Below are 16,137 nucleotides of genomic sequence, written 5' to 3' on the forward strand. Positions count from 1 at the left end.
GAGATATCGTGTTATTTATAAAAAATGAGGTGATTTACCAAACGAGAGGATGTATTAATAATTAGCGAATTATTATGCCAACGTAAGGCAAAAGTAAAACAAATGTATGGCAAACGAATTAAAAATTATGCATTTGCCACAAAATAAAATTGAATAAATGATTGGCTAGATCATTTTTTCTTTTTCAAAATCGCCGCCATCAAAGGACGGTGGCAATGATAGATCATCTCCGGTTTTAACATAATCAACTCTGCCAAAGGCGCCGTCCAATCTGGAATTTCGGTGTTTTCTGGGTGTTTGGAATCGATCGGATTATCAACATCAAATAGCTTGGTGTTGGCGAATAATGCTTCTTTTTTAGCAATATCGGCATCATCATTGTCGCTAAGCATGTTGCAATTATCTAATAGCTCTTGGGCAAATTGTTCTGGCCAGTCTTCGGCAAAATGCTTTAACTTAGCTAAGCCTGAAATATGCCTTAACATGTCGCGGAATAATAATAAATAGACCATTTGAACGTTGCGACCTGACAAGTTAGCCAACTGTTCATCCGATAACGTATTATTGATAACACTCGGACCCCATTTAAAAAATAGCGTATCTTTGTACACTTTAACGATCCGTTTAATTGGCGCGTATTTTATTTTAACTAAATTATCAATTTCACGAGATAATTGCATAGTTGGATAACCGACATGATTACGCCCATTCAAATCTCGCTCTGAAAGCGTTGGCGCACTTTGTTCTTTCTTCCCTGATAAAAGTTTCTTGAATAATCCTAACATGTTATAACTCTTACTATCTATTTTTTTGTCTAACAATTTCAAATAAACAAACGCCAGTAGCAACCGACACATTAAGCGAAGAAACAATTCCCGCCATTGGTATACTCACCAACTCATCGCAATGCTCTTTGGTTAATCGACGCATACCTTCACCTTCTGCGCCCATTACTAACGCCAGTGGCAAGGCTTTTGAATTTTTATAAAAATCGGTTTGATATAGTGTACTTGTCGCTTCGCCAGCAGTGCCCACAATCCAAACTTGATATTCATCTTGTAACATCCGCATAGTCCGAGCCAGATTTGTCACTCTAACAACTGGTACACTCTCAGCCGCGCCACATGCAACTTTCTGAGCGGTTGAATTAAGTGATGCTGAGCGATCTTTCGGCACAATAATAAAACTCACACCTGCGGCGTCAGCTGTGCGAATACAAGCACCTAAATTATGCGGATCGGTCACACCATCTAAAATTAAAATAACCGGATTTGGCTGTTGTTCCATCAATAATGGGATATCATTTTCCTGATAACCACGACTTGGTTTAACCATTGCCAAAATGCCTTGATGCACGCCGTTTTTGGTTTTTTCATCTAAGTACTGTCTATTGGTCACTTTCACCGCTAAACCTATCTGTTCCAACTCGTGAACAAGGGCATTTAGGCGCTTATCTTCTCGGCCTTTAGCAATAAAAACTTCAATAATTCTTTCAGGTGCACGCGTCAATAAAGCTTCAATCGCGTGGATACCGTAAACTGTTTCACTCATCTATTTTTTACTCTTTTTTCTCTTATTGCTAGCGGTCAACGCTGATTTAGACGTTTTTTTAGCCGTAGCTTTAGCCTCAGTGCGTTTTTTTGTTTTTGCTTTTACCACCGCACTCGCTTTCTTCTTTTGACTATCAGCTTGACTCTTACTTTTGCGTTTAACTGGTACATCAGCTTCAATATCGGCTTTTTTCGCCTTATTTTTTGCTGTTTTACCTTGACGTTGTGGCTTATTATCACTGTCTACCAATGAAAAATCAATTTTACGTTCTTCAGGATTAACATTTTCGACCTTTACTTGAACTTTATCACCCAAACGATATGTAAAGCGAGTATTTTCACCAATTAAACGATTACGCGACGCGTCATAAATATAATAATCATTTTCTAGCGACGAAACATGTACCAGACCATCAATAAACAGATCATCTAATCGTACAAAAAAGCCGAAGTTAACCACACTCGAAATAGTACCATTAAACACCTCGCCAACATGATCTTGCATATAATCACATTTTAACCAGTCAACCACATCACGAACGGCTTCATCCGCACGGCGCTCGGTCATCGAACAGTGTTCACCAAAATAGAGCATCTCACTAGTGGAATAACGATGCCCTCCGGTTTTACTGGTTTTGTGCTGCTGATCAGCCAACACCCATTTGATCGCTCTATGTAATAACAAATCCGGATAACGACGAATTGGCGAAGTAAAATGTGCATACTCCTCAAGTGCTAGCCCAAAGTGTCCACGATTTTCAGGATCGTAAATTGCCTGCTTCATCGATCGTAAAATCACCGTCTGCAACATCTCATGGTCAGGTCTTGCTTCAACTTCAACCATTAACTTAGCAATATCTTTTGGTTTGGGATTATTACCGCCACCGAGAGATAAACCGAGTTCACTTAAAATACTGCGTAAATTGTTCATGCGATCTTCATCCGGTCTATCATGTACACGAAATAGCGAAGGAATCTCAGCATTAATCACCAATTTTGCTGCTGCTACATTGGCTAAAATCATACACTCTTCAATAATCTTATGCGCATCGTTTCGTTGAACTAACTCGATGCTCTCAATACGTTTATCCGCATTAAAGATGAACTTTGGCTCTTCCGATTCAAAACCAATAGCGCCACGAGCAACTCGAGCACTATCCAACACTTTGTAAAGCCCATAAAGATTTTCAAGATGGGGAACCAACTCACGATAATGTTCACGCAGCTCTTTATCACCCTCTAAAATTTTGGCTACTTTGGTATAAGTTAATCGGGCATGTGAATTCATCACCGCTTCATAGAATTGATAACCAGTCAAACGCCCTTTATTCGACACGGTCATTTCACACACCAAACACAAGCGATCCACTTGCGGATTGAGTGAGCAAAGACCATTGGATAACACTTCCGGCAACATCGGGATCACCCGCGATGGGAAATAGACCGAAGTCCCTCGCAAACAAGCCTCTTTATCTAACGCTTTAGCCGGTCGCACATAATAACTCACATCAGCTATGGCCACCCATAAACGGTAACCACCACCGCGATTCTTCTGGCAATAGACCGCATCATCAAAGTCACGCGCATCTTCACCATCAATGGTTACTAACGGCAACTCACGTAGATCCTTACGGCCTTTTTTGGCGCTTTCTGGCACTTGTTCACTAAATTTGCTGGCCTCCTTTTCAACCAATTTAGGAAATTCATAAGGGATTTCATGATTACGTAATGAAATATCGATAGCTAAATTGGTCCCCATAATTTCGCCAAGTACTTCCTTAATCACGCCAACTGCTTTTTGACGTCGTTCAGGTCGTTGCTGTAATTCAACCACAACCACCGAGCCCATTCTTACAGTACGATTTGGTTTACCTGCGATCAAAATATCAAAATTCAAACGACTGTCATCCGGCACCACAAAGCCAACACCTTGCTCAATAAAATAACGACCAACAATTTGATTAGTGCGAGGTTCTAAAATCCGCACCACGCGCGCTTCGGTCTTACCTCGGTATTGACTGTTGATTGGCTGAGCCAATATAACATCACCTTGTAAAACCTTTTTCATCTGCTCATGTGACAAGAAATAGTCTTCCGGCTTACCTTCAACTCGCAGAAAACCATAGCCATCACGATGTGCAATCACACTACCCTTAACCATATCGAATTTTTCTGGCAAGGCATAGCATTTACGCCGGGTATACACTACCTGACCATCACGTTCCATTGCCCGCAATCTGCGATGTAAAGCCTCTTTCTGCTCATCAGATTTGATTGATACGGCATTAGCTATTTTCTCTAAGCTGGCTGGTTTTGCTTCTTGGGTAAGATAATCCAAAATCAGTTCACGGCTGGCGATCGGCGAGTCATATTTTTGTGCCTCACGATCGTAAAATGGATCTTTTATCATATGGAGCGTCCTGTGATCGAATGTTGAGTTTAGGATAACATAGAGTTGTTTAACTTAAAATCTACATCCCACCGATTATTAACAATATACATATTATTTTAATTACACTACAATCTTAAATTTATGATTTTCGGAAATTAACTAATTAACATTTTGGTTAAATAATTATTAATTGTAAATTCAGCTAATCAATTGGTTCATTACATGAAGTATATTCTTATTTTTATTACTTTCATTTGGTTAAATAGCTATTTATCAACAGCTATCGCTACCAATAATCCAAAATCGGTTAATCTCCAACAAAAAAATCAATCATCAGATCCGTATAGCAATAAAAGCAAAATATCTAATGCCACAATTGAGAAGATTAAACCCTTAATTAAAAATTGGCTCGATTATTATCACTTAGATATAGCAAATTTTTATACAGGGAATGAAAATTCTTGGCCATTTGATAAAAATTATCGGGGCATTTATACCAAAGGGTTTGAGTCTGCTAGTGATGATGTTTACATACCGCAAATGTATGACTATTCACCAAGTAAACAAAAATATATCAGCTTTTTAGATATTTATCCTGAAACGCAATCTGATAAATATATTTTTTATGGCAACTCGGATTGCCAAGAAATTTATTTAATCGATCGTAAAAATAAAACCAAAAGAATCGTGCTTTGGTTAGGTCTGACACAATTTTTAGAAGCCATTTTTTGGCTAGATGAAGATCATTTTATTGCTGTTGGCTATCAAGAAGGTGAATCTAACGACAGGTACTTTATGTATATATTTAGTCCAGATAATAAAATGGCTGACTATTATTTTGACGCAAAATCAGAAAAACTTAAACCAGATTATTTTTATCAAAACTTAAACACAAGAGGCGTAATAATTGATTAATAATATTTATAATTTTTTTACGCTATTTCATAAAAATAGATAACTTTAGCAAAATTCAATAATGACAAATGGATAAAATGGAATTTTAAGCACAAACGTAATTTAAGCTATTATTTTAGACTTAATCCCCCTAAGGTAGATAAACCTATCTCAACAACGCCCTCACTCAACGCCAACGATGATAGCAACCTTAGTCGGCATCTTCGTCCACTAACGTAAATGCAGCAAATTGACAATCTTATGATGAAAAAAACACTAGTGTGAAAAGCCATAATCGCATAATTACCTATATCATTCTGTTTTAAGAAATAGATACTTCAATTATATGAAACTATTGTAAATTCCGCCTAACTACTTCGATAATAGCGATTGTTTACTACACCATAGCGTGTGTTGTTTTGAATATCTATGACCTCTACTTTTAAGGTATAAGATCCGTCATAGTGGGGAACTTTCATTTAATCTATCATTAGTTATTGGCAATCATTTTCATACCAAGTAACTTTTATTTGTCCTGATATATAACTAATCAATGTCATCAGCAGTTAGTTGATTAGGTATATTATGTAAAATACCATCACTCGGTTTATTATGCGCTTCTGTTACATCGCTATAATGCATTCTATTTGGTGCAGGTAAACTTACACCAAGATTCGATAATAGTGTAATCCAATCAATTCGACCAGAACCATTACCATCAGAAAAATTAATACCTGTTACTTGACGTAAATCACTTAATGGGGTAACACCATTACCTAAAAGAATATAAAGGGCATCCCCCATTATTTACCCTAACTGTATGAATTGAAGATAAAGCGGAAACATTATTTATTAATCCAACACACTAATTAGTATAGAAATCAATCGAAAGAATTGATTTAAAACTTAAGCAGGTTGTTAAGTATCACTTGTTTTTTGTATAAAAGTATATCAATTAACGCCGAAATTCAGTCAATTTATAAGCCATTTTCTGCGTTTCAATTTACTATTTCCATTTGAAGGAAATGGTAGTGCTTAAGTGATTTTGTTCGACTGCTAAAAAATATTTAATCTCGCTAGAGCTTTTGATTCGGTCACTTTGGCTTAATAACTATCTGCACTTTGTTTGGTTCTATTTTTATTAATTTGCGTTCCAACTAAAAAATAATAATTAAAGAGAAACACAAATTCCATAAATAGAGTAGTTTAGATCGTTCGACCAAAGCACATGTCCACCATCCGAACTTACCCCAAAATAGAGCGGCTCTATGCTATTATTTGCTTTGTCACCCGTCCAATAGTAATCACCATTACCAAAATAAGCATTATTATAGTTACCCATATAACCCCACTCGGAAAAAAGACCTGCGCCGATATTACGTTGATAATGATTACCAACTGATGGAGGTAGCGCACCTACAATTCCGTTACAACGGAAATTACTCCATATACCTGAACAAACTGAATTAGTTAAATCCTTAACCTTAGGAAGGCGATAATTTTTTATATGATTACACCATGACAAGGTATTAGCGTAATCATACTTATCCGTTCCTCGATTAATAAACCACTGTTTTAACTCAAATCCATAGCTCACAACGACATTACCATCCTTATCCTTACCCACTAATTCAAAGAGTTGAGGTAATTCAGGTCTTAGGATTTTGTTAGTTTCGCTAGATACCCATTGTGAAGGTGATGCAGCTGGACCAGTTAAGGTTACTCTCACGCTAGTACCGGTAGAATTCGGTTCAAGCGTAGCAGTGATCCCCCCATGCTCAATCTTCTCTGGCCATATTAAAGATCGCGCTCCACCTATATCTAAATCAAAATATAAATTATTGGCGCCTGTAGTTGGAAAATTTAGATGATAAGAGGCTGGATTAGTAGACTGGGGAATAAACCCCTTATTAGAATTCCACATTGAAGCAAGGCCGCGAAAGTCTATACCTCTAATTTCAGTATCTGACCCATATTTTGTGTTAGGTTTAGCAAAACAGACCTTTGGATGTTCATTAGGATTAACATAGTAAGTTGTACTACTAGCACTAAAACTACTACTATTAGGAACCCCATAACGCGTGCGTAATGTTCCGTCTGTACTCATTAAAGTTACTTTATAAGGTGCATCACATATTGTTAAGACTTCATTACGTGCTACCGCATTGTCATTTTTATCAACAATAGAGAGGCTTAAATTACCGGTAGCCGCTATACCATTAAAATCCTGACCATCGCCATCATTATCACCCCAATAATTATTAGGTGAACCGATAAGCGAATTTAATGCTATAGAATTGCTGTCGGTTGGTACTAACATACCGATATCAGCAAAACTTTGACCACTATTTGGCAACTTAATGGGGTTGATTGACGAATTATTGCTTGCTGGAGTAAATTTAACCCCATTGGATAAAGTTATCCAAAGAAAACCTTCCGAACTAGTTACCGAAGTAAGACCGCCATCAAAGGTTAAATAGGGGGCATTACCATGAATAATATTTGATGTTTTAGCGGTTAAAGCTTGACTACGATAGGTAGTCAATAACAGTGAAATAAGCAATACCACTAAAAAAATCTGCCGCAACAACCCAAAGCGTTGAAACAATGTCTGCGAAGCGCTTAAAATGTGATCAAAAAATAGACTAAAGTGAAATAGTAAATATCGATGGCAAAAATTAGACGATTTTAGATTATAGGTTGGGCAGATTGCGTGTTGCGTGTTGCGTGTTGAAAATTATAATGCATTTCGACATTCCTGTCAATTAAATTTATGTTTTATTTGAATTTATTCTTTTATTCGGTTGTATTTTAACTGATCTTCCTTCAGCGGATAAAATTATAATAGTTCAACAAATCGACGCAACATATTTTAACGTTTAAATTGTTAACTTTTGTAAAAATCATCCTTATTTATACTTTAACATTTGATATTAAAAATAAAAATTACTGATTATAAACGGATAAATTATCGACTAAAATTTGATGTCTGGTTGGATTTAGCCAATTTTGTTACTACATTAACCTTGTTGATCACCATTAATCATTTATCAGCAAAAATATCACGCATGTTTGGCAAACTATCGGTATAAATGATGAATTATTGGTTTTTTGGGGTAATGTTGTTCCACCTGATAAAGTTATCTTAAGTAAACTTTTAGTATTATGCGCATGGATATGTAGCATAATTAAAGATTCAATAATGATGCTCGACCATGAACTAAATTTGATGAGAAAATTCTGTAAGGTTAAAGCAGAAACTTTAATTACTAAAGTTAGAGGAATTTAAATCATCGCTTGAACAGTTATTGATAGTTAATTGATTTACTATAATACAATTCGACATCCTTGTCGATTAACCACTTGATTTATTTGGTTTTTGCTCTGATAGGTTCTTTATTACCTAATCGTCCTTTAGAACAATAAAATTATAATAATTAGAAAAAACCGCGCAATGGTTGCTAGCATTTAAATTGTTAATTTTTGTAAATTTATTTGTTTGGACGACTGTTTAAAAACTTATTTGTTAATTTTTTAGCCATTAAAATAGTTTTTCTCAAAAATTTCTTCAAAAAAGAACTCTGCACTGCATCTCATCCCAAAATCTCATGCAGAAAAATTAAAAAAATTAAACTATTAAATAGCTATTTTGCTCTAGCCAATTACTTGCATTTTTTTATTTGACCTCATAACCAAGAAATGAAAATGAAATCTAAGCCTAAGGTAAGGAACAAAAAACATAAAAATCGCTGGATGCATCATACTTATAAAAGTCCCCACCATACGGATACACAATAAATTGATCACTACCAACTGAATCACTAGTCCAATAAAAATAGTCATTTCCAATACCTGCGTTAGGATAAAATACCATGTGACCCCATTCAGTAAAAAAACCAGCATCAATGCGACGCTGGTAATAATTACCAACTGATGATGGTGTGGCGCCAACCGCTCCTTCACAACGAGGCCCACTCCATGCCCCCGTACAAGCAGCATTAGTTAAATCTTTTACCTCAGGCATGCGATATCCAATATCACGACACCATAATGCCTGATTCATAGCAGTATCTTTTTTACTACCACGATTGACAAACCATTGTTTTAATTTAAATCCATATTTGACAACAGCGTTACCATCTCCATCTTTACCGACTAACTCAAAGAGTTGCGGCAATTCAGGTCTAAGGATGTTATTGGATCCGCTAAAGCTCCATTGTGAAGGCGTTGCAGCCGGACCAGTTAGAGTTACTCTCACGCTAGTACCGGTAGAATTCGGTTCAAGCGTAGCGGTAATTCCCCCATGCTCAATTTTCTCTGGCCATATTAAAGATTGCGCTCCACCTATATCTAAATCAAAATATAAATTATTGGCGCCTGTAGTTGGAAAATTTAGATGATAAGAGGATGGATTGGTAGACTGGGGGATAAACCCCTTATTAGAATTCCAAATTGAAACTGGACCGCGAAAATCTATACCATTAATTTCAGTATTTGAACCGTATATTAGGTTAGGTTTAGCAAAGCAGACCTTTGGATGTTCATTAGGATTAACATAATAAGTTGTACTACTAGCACTAAAACTACTACTATTAGGAACCCCATAACGCGTGCGTAATGTTCCGTCTGTACTCATTAAAGTTACTTTATAAGGTGCATCACATATTGTTAAAACTTCATTGCGTGCTACCGCATTGTCATTTTTATCAACAATAGAGAGGCTTAAATTACCGGTAACCGCTATACCATTAAAACCCTGACCATCGCCATCACTATCACCCCAATAATTATTAGGTGAACCGATAAGCGAATTTAATGCTATAGAATTGCTGTCGGTTGGTACTAACATACCGATATCAGCAAAACTTTGACCACTATTTGGCAACTTAATGGGTTTGATTGACGAATTATTGCTTGCTGGAGTAAATTTAACCCCATTGGATAAAGTTATCCAAAGAAAACCTTCCGAACTAGTTACCGAAGTAAGACCACCATCAAAGGTTAAATAGGGTGCGTTACCATGAATAATATTTGATGTTTTAGCGGTTAACGCTTGACTAGAACAACAAGCCAATAACAGTGAAATAAGCAATACCACTAAAAAAATCTGCCGCAACAACCCAAAGCGTTGAAACAATGTCTGCGGAGCGCTTAAAATGCGATCAAAAAATAGACTAAAGTGAAATAGTAAATATCGATGGCAAAAATTAGACGATTTTAGATTATAGGTTGGGCAGGTTGCGTGTTGCGTGTTGCGTGTTGAAAATTATAATGCATTTCGACATTCCTGTCAATTAAATTTATGTTTTATTTGAATTTATTCTTTTGTTCGGTTGTATTTTAACTGATCTTCACTGATCTTCCTTCAGCGGATAAAATTATAATAGTTCAACAAATCGACGCAACATATTTTAACGTTTAAATTGTTAACTTTTGTAAAATTCCCACAAAATAACATTTAAAAGCAATAACCTAATAGTACTAACAAGCAAGTTTTAACCATTAAAATTGCTTATTAACAATTGATTTAGTTAAATGTAACGGATATTATCGTTCTAAAGTCCTTTTTTAATTTTTTACAATGTTACCGTAGGTCTATTTATACTGTTCGCACGCGAACAGTATAATGTTATCTTAATTAAAAAACGGACTGTTATAGTCCGTTTCCTTGTCTGAAAAATAATCTCTCCATGCCTTTTACGACGTTTTTTGACAGTTTTTCGGATAGTTTTTGTTTACGTTGATAGCTAACCGCAATGATTTTATGAGTGTCTAAATACGATAAGATAAAGTCATCACTGGTACTAATTTCGTCGACCAGTCCCTTTTCTTTAGCTTGAGTGGCAAACCAGTGTTCGCCGGTAGCCACCTGTTCTATATCGATATTTGGTCGATATTCTTTTACAAAGTCTTTAAATAATAGGTGCGTCTCTTCGAGTTCTTGTTTAAATTTTTGACGACCTTCGTCGGTGTTTTCACCAAACATAGTTAGGGTTCGTTTATATTCTCCCGCTGTTTGTAATTCAATATCAACATCATGTTTTTTTAGTAATCGATTAAAGTTAGGGATTTGCGCAACTACACCAATTGAACCGACAATTGCAAACGGCGCTGCAACAATTTTACTGGCGGTACAAGCCATCATATAGCCACCACTGGCTGCAACTTTGTCAACCACTGCTGTAAATGGAATATTACGTGTTCTAAAACGTAATAGCTGTGAAGCAGCAAGCCCATAACCATGCACTACCCCACCTGGGCTTTCAAGTTTTACTACCACTTGATCTTCTGGTTTGATGATGGCGAGCACCGCCGTGATCTCTTGACGTAGTTCTTCAACTTCGTGGGCATCCATACTGCCGTTAAATGATAGAACAAATAATTTAGGTTTAGCATCTGATGATTTAGCATTCTCATCGGTTTTGTCTTTCTTTTTAGCAGCTTGTTTAGCTTGTTTCTTTTCGAGTTTTTTTTGTTTTTTAAGTTCTTTATTAAATTGTTTGGCTTCAACTTCATCCATGCTTGACATTAGCATGTCATCTTTGACTTGTTCATACTCTTGACTAATATCTTTTACGGATAAACGTCCAGCAATCGTTGATGATTTTCGCCGTTGACTTAAAATAAAAATTAATACCACTAAAATAGCAATAACAACAGTTGCTGTTTCAGCCAAGAAGAGAGAATACTGTGAAAACCAGTTCATTTAACTAATATCCTTAAGTTGAAAATTTTTGCTATTATAACAAGATAATTAACGATTGTGCCGAAAATCAATAAAGATTAAATTGTTGCTTTATTCGGCATTTTAAATTCTTTATACTGACAGCCTAATTTATTGCAATACGAGAATGAAAATGCCCTTACGCCCAATAACAGAAATCGCTGAAAAATGTAATATTCCTGAACAATACGTACTTCCTTACGGCAAGCATGTCGCCAAAATCGACTTATCAATTCTTAACGACAAGCGAAATAAAGTGGATGGTAAACTAGTTTTAGTTACCGCCATTACACCAACTCCGTTAGGTGAAGGTAAAACGGTTAATACAATAGGCTTGAGTGAAGGTCTTAACTATTTAGGTAAATCTGCTATCGCCTGTATTCGTCAACCTAGCTTAGGACCAGTTTTTGGGGTCAAAGGTGGTGCTGCCGGTGGCGGGCAAGCCGAAGTTTTGCCGATGGAGACATTAAATCTTCATCTTACTGGAGATATTCATGCGATTACCGCCGCCCACGATTTAGCGTCTGCGGCATTAGATTCTCGTCTTTATCATGAAGAGCGCCTTGGTGATGAATTTACAACACAAACGGGGTTACCACGTTTAAACATCGATGTTAATCGTATTGTTTGGAAACGTGTTATCGATCACAATGATCGCGCTCTGCGTAATATTACTGTCGGTGTTGGCGGTGGCGTCAATGGTATTGAACGCCGTGATGGATTTGAGATCACCGCCGCATCTGAACTGATGGCAATATTGGCGTTGGCTTCCGATTTACATGATATGCGAACACGTATTGGTCGTATTATTTTAGCCTATAATACCCACGGTGAGCCAATCACCGCCGAGCAACTTGAAGTGGCGGGTGCCATGACGGTATTGCTTAAAAATGCCATCAATCCAAACTTGATGCAAACCGTTGAGAGCACTCCAGTGTTAATTCATGCCGGACCATTTGCGAATATTGCCCATGGGAACTCATCGGTTATCGCTGACCGCATTGCTTTGCAATTAGCTGACTATGTGATAACCGAAGCTGGATTTGGATCTGACATGGGTATGGAAAAATTCTTTAACATTAAATATCGACAAGCTGGCGTTAAAGCATCCTGTGTGGTTTTAGTCGCAACTGTACGTAGCTTAAAATCCAATAGCGGTAAATATAATATCAAACCTGGACAAGCCATACCGAAAGAGATCTCAGAGTCTAATGTGGAATTACTAGAAATTGGTGCAGCTAATTTAGCTTGGCATATCAATAATGCTAAAAGTTATGGTTTACAAGTGATTGTTGCAATCAATCGATTCCCACATGATAGTGAAGAAGAATTAGCATTTTTACAAAAATACGCGATTGAACATGGTGCATTTGCCTGTGAAGTGAGTGAAGTATTTACTCAAGGCGGTAAAGGCGCAGAGAAACTGGCTAAACATGTGATTAAAGCGTGTGATATGCCAAGTGAAATCAAGTTACCTTATCCCGACAGTATGTCATTAATGGATAAGATTCAAACTATGGTAAAAAAATATGGTGCTAATAAAGCTAATTTATCAGACACAGCGCTTAAAAACATTAAAGAAATTGAAGCATTAAAATTAGAGCACTTACCACTTTGTATCGCGAAAACACCAATGTCAATTAGTGCTGATGCAAATTTAAAAAATGTACCAACCAATTTTGATGTTGATATCAGTCATTTAGCAATATCTGCCGGTGCTGGTTTTATTCGGGTTTATGCAGGTAATGTAATGACAATGCCTGGGCTCGGTACCAATCCAGCTTATCGTCATATTGATATTGACAAAGATGGTAATATTGTTGGTTTAAGTTAATTCAAAATTGATTATGCAATATAAAGCCCTTATTGATGAAGAAAATTGTATTGGTTGTGGCAAATGTATTCGCGTTTGCCCTACTGATGCTATTGTTGGTAGCAAACAGGTACTACATACTATATTACCGCAGTTCTGCACCTCTTGTAGTAATTGTATTAATACCTGTCCAACTGACTGTATTACCTTAACGACCCTTGGCGTTGCCCTAAGTGAGCAAGAAGAGTTATTGTTAACCGAGAAGAAACAACAACGCTTAAGCCGTAATCAGTTAGTTCCACCTACTATTTTATTCCCTAGGTCGATGTCGACAAGTAGTGCGACTACACAGAAAGATCGCAAACAATCGATTGCCGATGCCATCGCCCGAGTTAAAGCCAGAAAAAACCTCGCTAATTAGTGAGGTTTTATTTTCTTCATTTTATCCCATTAGAAGTATTAAAGTATTACTCATTATTACTGCTAAATGCCCGTTTACGGCCGTTTTCGGTTAAATGACGTTTACGTAGACGAACAGATAATGGCGTAACTTTAACTAACTCATCATCATCAATAAACGCTAATACATGTGCTAACGACATTGTCACTGGTGGTGATTATCTAGTTACTTCATCACTACCCGATCAATGATCGCAAACAATCGATTGCCGACGCCATCGCCCGAGTTAAAGCCAAATTAAAAGGCCTGACTCCGGTTGAATATCGAAATCAGGCCTTACAAGCCGCTTAATAAAAGTGTCCAACTTTATGGGGTCACTTCATAATTAGCGAGGTTTTATTTGCTTTATTTTAGACAATTAAAAGTATTAAAGTATCACTCTTTATTACTTCTAAATGCACGTTTACGGTCGTTTTCCGTTAAATGACGTTTACGTAGACGAACAGATAATGGCGTAACTTCAACTAACTCATCATCATCAATAAACTCTAATGCTTGTTCTAATGACATTTTTACTGGTGGTGATAAGGTAGTTGCTTCATCCGTACCGGATGCTCGCATGTTAGTTAATTTCTTACCAGTTAAGCAGTTTACGGTTAAATCATTTGAGCGAGTATGGATACCAATAATTTGCCCTTCATAAACTTCAGCACCATGACCAAGGAATAATTTACCACGATCTTGTAAGCTATAAAGTGCATAAGCTAACGCTTTACCCGTACCGTTTGAAATCATTACCCCATTAATACGTTGACCGATTTCACCTGGGCGAACATCATCGTAATGGCTAAATGTTGAGTAAAGTAAACCTGTACCAGATGTCATAGTCATAAATTCAGTTCTAAAACCGATAAGACCACGGCTTGGGATCACATAATCTAAACGTACCCGACCTTTACCATCAGGTAACATATTGGTTAAATCACCTTTACGTAAACCTAAGGCTTCCATCACTGAACCTTGGTGCTGTTCTTCAATATCTAAAGTCACTTGTTCGAAAGGTTCTTGCTTTTTACCGTCGACTTCTCTATAGATAACTTTAGGACGAGATACACCAAGCTCATAACCTTCACGACGCATATTTTCGATAAGCACCGATAAGTGCAATTCACCACGACCTGAAACTTTAAATGCATCTGGATCTGGAGTTTCTTCAACGCGTAATGCCACGTTATGCACTAGTTCTTTATTTAAGCGTTCAAGGATTTGTCGAGAAGTGACATATTTACCTTCTTTACCGGCAAATGGTGAGCTATTAACATTAAAGAACATGGTTACCGTTGGTTCATCGACACTTAATGCTGGTAATGCTTCAACACAGCTGTTATCACAAATCGTATCTGAGATACCAAGTTCACCTAAACCAGTGATAGCAATAATATCGCCAGCTTCGGCAACTTCTGCTTCATAACGTTGTAAGCCTAAGTGACCTAATACTTGACCAACTTTGCCAGTGCGTTTGTTACCCTCGCTATCAACAATAGTGACTTGTTGATTTGGTTTAACGCGACCACGTTTAATACGCCCAATCCCAATAACACCAACATAATTGTTATAATCAAGTTGCGAAATTTGCATTTGGAATGGACCATCTAAATCCACTTTTGGTGGCTCTACATGTTCAACAATCGCTTCAAATAGTGGTGTCATGTCTTGCGCCATGTCTTCATGATCAAGACCTGCAATCCCCATTAAAGCTGATGCATAAACAATTGGGAAGTCAAGTTGTTCATCAGTTGCGCCAAGATTAACGAATAGGTCGAATACTTGATCGACAACCCAATCAGGACGTGCACCCGGACGGTCAACTTTGTTGATAACCACAATTGGTTTTAAACCATAAGCAAACGCTTTTTGCGTCACGAAACGTGTTTGTGGCATTGGTCCATCCATTGCATCAACAAGCAATAGTACTGAGTCAACCATCGACATTACACGTTCAACTTCACCACCAAAATCGGCATGACCTGGGGTATCAACGATATTAATTCGGTAACCATTCCAATCAATAGCGGTATTTTTAGCTAAAATAGTAATACCACGCTCTTTTTCAAGCGCGTTAGAATCCATTATTCTCTCGTTGTCATCGCCACGCAAATTATCTAGTGTACCAGACTGTTTTAAAAGTTTATCAACCAAGGTTGTTTTACCATGGTCAACGTGAGCAATAATGGCTATATTTCTTAAATTTTCAATCACAATTAAAATCCCAATTAGGAGACAGATTCTTTAGGCGCAATATTGTACACCTTTTTAGTAAAAAAGTTGATCTATATCACAAAGTTTCTGCAAAAGAAGTTTAAG

General features: G+C 37.0%; 12 protein-coding genes and 1 pseudogene. 4 read left to right on the plus strand and 9 right to left on the minus strand.

Annotated elements, in window-relative coordinates:
• Positions 1–170: 170 nt before the first annotated feature.
• The 3 genes from DKK79_RS10100 to rnr are packed head-to-tail and all read right to left on the minus strand — an operon-like array spanning position 171 to position 3,960.
• On the minus strand, positions 171–785 hold the full coding sequence (locus DKK79_RS10100; RefSeq protein WP_034882677.1) for a hypothetical protein: 615 nt from the start codon (positions 783–785) through the stop codon (positions 171–173).
• Positions 786–798: 13 nt separating this feature from the next.
• Positions 799–1,551 (minus strand): 23S rRNA (guanosine(2251)-2'-O)-methyltransferase RlmB, encoded by a 753-nt coding sequence (rlmB, locus tag DKK79_RS10105; RefSeq protein WP_110423952.1) that lies wholly within the window; start codon positions 1,549–1,551, stop codon positions 799–801.
• Entirely contained in the window at positions 1,552–3,960 is a 2,409-nt protein-coding gene (gene rnr, locus DKK79_RS10110; protein ID WP_110423953.1) for a ribonuclease R, read from the minus strand.
• Between the two features lie 204 nt (positions 3,961–4,164).
• Between rnr and DKK79_RS10115 the strand changes: the two genes are divergently transcribed.
• Positions 4,165–4,857, plus strand: coding sequence for a hypothetical protein (locus tag DKK79_RS10115; RefSeq protein WP_110423954.1), 693 nt, complete (start codon positions 4,165–4,167; stop codon positions 4,855–4,857).
• A 525-nt stretch (positions 4,858–5,382) separates the two neighbouring features.
• On the opposite strand, the gene DKK79_RS10120 is transcribed toward DKK79_RS10115, so the two are convergent.
• The 4 genes from DKK79_RS10120 to sohB all read right to left on the minus strand — a co-directional run bounded on the left by DKK79_RS10120 (position 5,383) and on the right by sohB (position 11,542).
• Complete coding sequence (locus DKK79_RS10120; protein WP_110423955.1) at positions 5,383–5,640, minus strand: hypothetical protein; 258 nt, start codon at positions 5,638–5,640, stop codon at positions 5,383–5,385.
• A 367-nt stretch (positions 5,641–6,007) separates the two neighbouring features.
• Positions 6,008–7,405: a hypothetical protein gene (locus DKK79_RS10125; RefSeq protein WP_110423956.1), complete on the minus strand. Its 1,398-nt coding sequence runs from the start codon at positions 7,403–7,405 to the stop codon at positions 6,008–6,010.
• Positions 7,406–8,554: 1,149 nt separating this feature from the next.
• On the minus strand, positions 8,555–9,934 hold the full coding sequence (locus tag DKK79_RS10135; protein WP_110423958.1) for a hypothetical protein: 1,380 nt from the start codon (positions 9,932–9,934) through the stop codon (positions 8,555–8,557).
• 555 nt (positions 9,935–10,489) lie between these two features.
• Positions 10,490–11,542 (minus strand): protease SohB, encoded by a 1,053-nt coding sequence (gene sohB, locus DKK79_RS10140; protein WP_110423959.1) that lies wholly within the window; start codon positions 11,540–11,542, stop codon positions 10,490–10,492.
• Positions 11,543–11,687: 145 nt separating this feature from the next.
• On the opposite strand from sohB, the gene DKK79_RS10145 reads away from it, so the two are divergent.
• Positions 11,688–13,394: a formate--tetrahydrofolate ligase gene (locus tag DKK79_RS10145; protein WP_110423960.1), complete on the plus strand. Its 1,707-nt coding sequence runs from the start codon at positions 11,688–11,690 to the stop codon at positions 13,392–13,394.
• 13 nt (positions 13,395–13,407) lie between these two features.
• The gene (locus DKK79_RS10150; RefSeq protein ID WP_110423961.1) at positions 13,408–13,794 is read left to right on the plus strand and encodes an RnfABCDGE type electron transport complex subunit B; all 387 of its coding nucleotides are present in this window, start codon (positions 13,408–13,410) and stop codon (positions 13,792–13,794) included.
• 46 nt (positions 13,795–13,840) lie between these two features.
• Here DKK79_RS10150 and DKK79_RS14735 read toward each other — a convergent pair.
• Positions 13,841–13,987 (minus strand): annotated as a pseudogene (locus DKK79_RS14735) (hypothetical protein); the annotation flags it as partial.
• 62 nt (positions 13,988–14,049) lie between these two features.
• On the opposite strand from DKK79_RS14735, the gene DKK79_RS14945 reads away from it, so the two are divergent.
• Positions 14,050–14,124 (plus strand): IS3 family transposase, encoded by a 75-nt coding sequence (locus DKK79_RS14945; protein WP_375537982.1) that lies wholly within the window; start codon positions 14,050–14,052, stop codon positions 14,122–14,124.
• 84 nt (positions 14,125–14,208) lie between these two features.
• Here DKK79_RS14945 and typA read toward each other — a convergent pair whose 3' ends face one another.
• Positions 14,209–16,032, minus strand: coding sequence for a ribosome-dependent GTPase TypA (gene typA, locus DKK79_RS10155; RefSeq protein WP_110423962.1), 1,824 nt, complete (start codon positions 16,030–16,032; stop codon positions 14,209–14,211).
• Positions 16,033–16,137 lie beyond the last annotated feature (105 nt).

It is taken from the genome of Gilliamella apicola, from assembly GCF_003202915.1.
Classification (GTDB): domain Bacteria; phylum Pseudomonadota; class Gammaproteobacteria; order Enterobacterales; family Orbaceae; genus Gilliamella; species Gilliamella apicola_Q.

Bases quoted from the DNA above. Each gene is read 5' to 3' on its own strand.
- DKK79_RS10100 (WP_034882677.1), bottom strand. From the start codon at position 785: ATGTTAGGATTATTCAAGAAACTTTTATCAGGGAAGAAAGAACAAAGT.
- rlmB (WP_110423952.1), bottom strand. From the start codon at position 1,551: ATGAGTGAAACAGTTTACGGTATCCACGCGATTGAAGCTTTATTGACG.
- rnr (WP_110423953.1), bottom strand. From the start codon at position 3,960: ATGATAAAAGATCCATTTTACGATCGTGAGGCACAAAAATATGACTCG.
- DKK79_RS10115 (WP_110423954.1), top strand. From the start codon at position 4,165: ATGAAGTATATTCTTATTTTTATTACTTTCATTTGGTTAAATAGCTAT.
- DKK79_RS10120 (WP_110423955.1), bottom strand. From the start codon at position 5,640: ATGGGGGATGCCCTTTATATTCTTTTAGGTAATGGTGTTACCCCATTA.
- sohB (WP_110423959.1), bottom strand. From the start codon at position 11,542: ATGAACTGGTTTTCACAGTATTCTCTCTTCTTGGCTGAAACAGCAACT.
- DKK79_RS10145 (WP_110423960.1), top strand. From the start codon at position 11,688: ATGAAAATGCCCTTACGCCCAATAACAGAAATCGCTGAAAAATGTAAT.
- DKK79_RS10150 (WP_110423961.1), top strand. From the start codon at position 13,408: ATGCAATATAAAGCCCTTATTGATGAAGAAAATTGTATTGGTTGTGGC.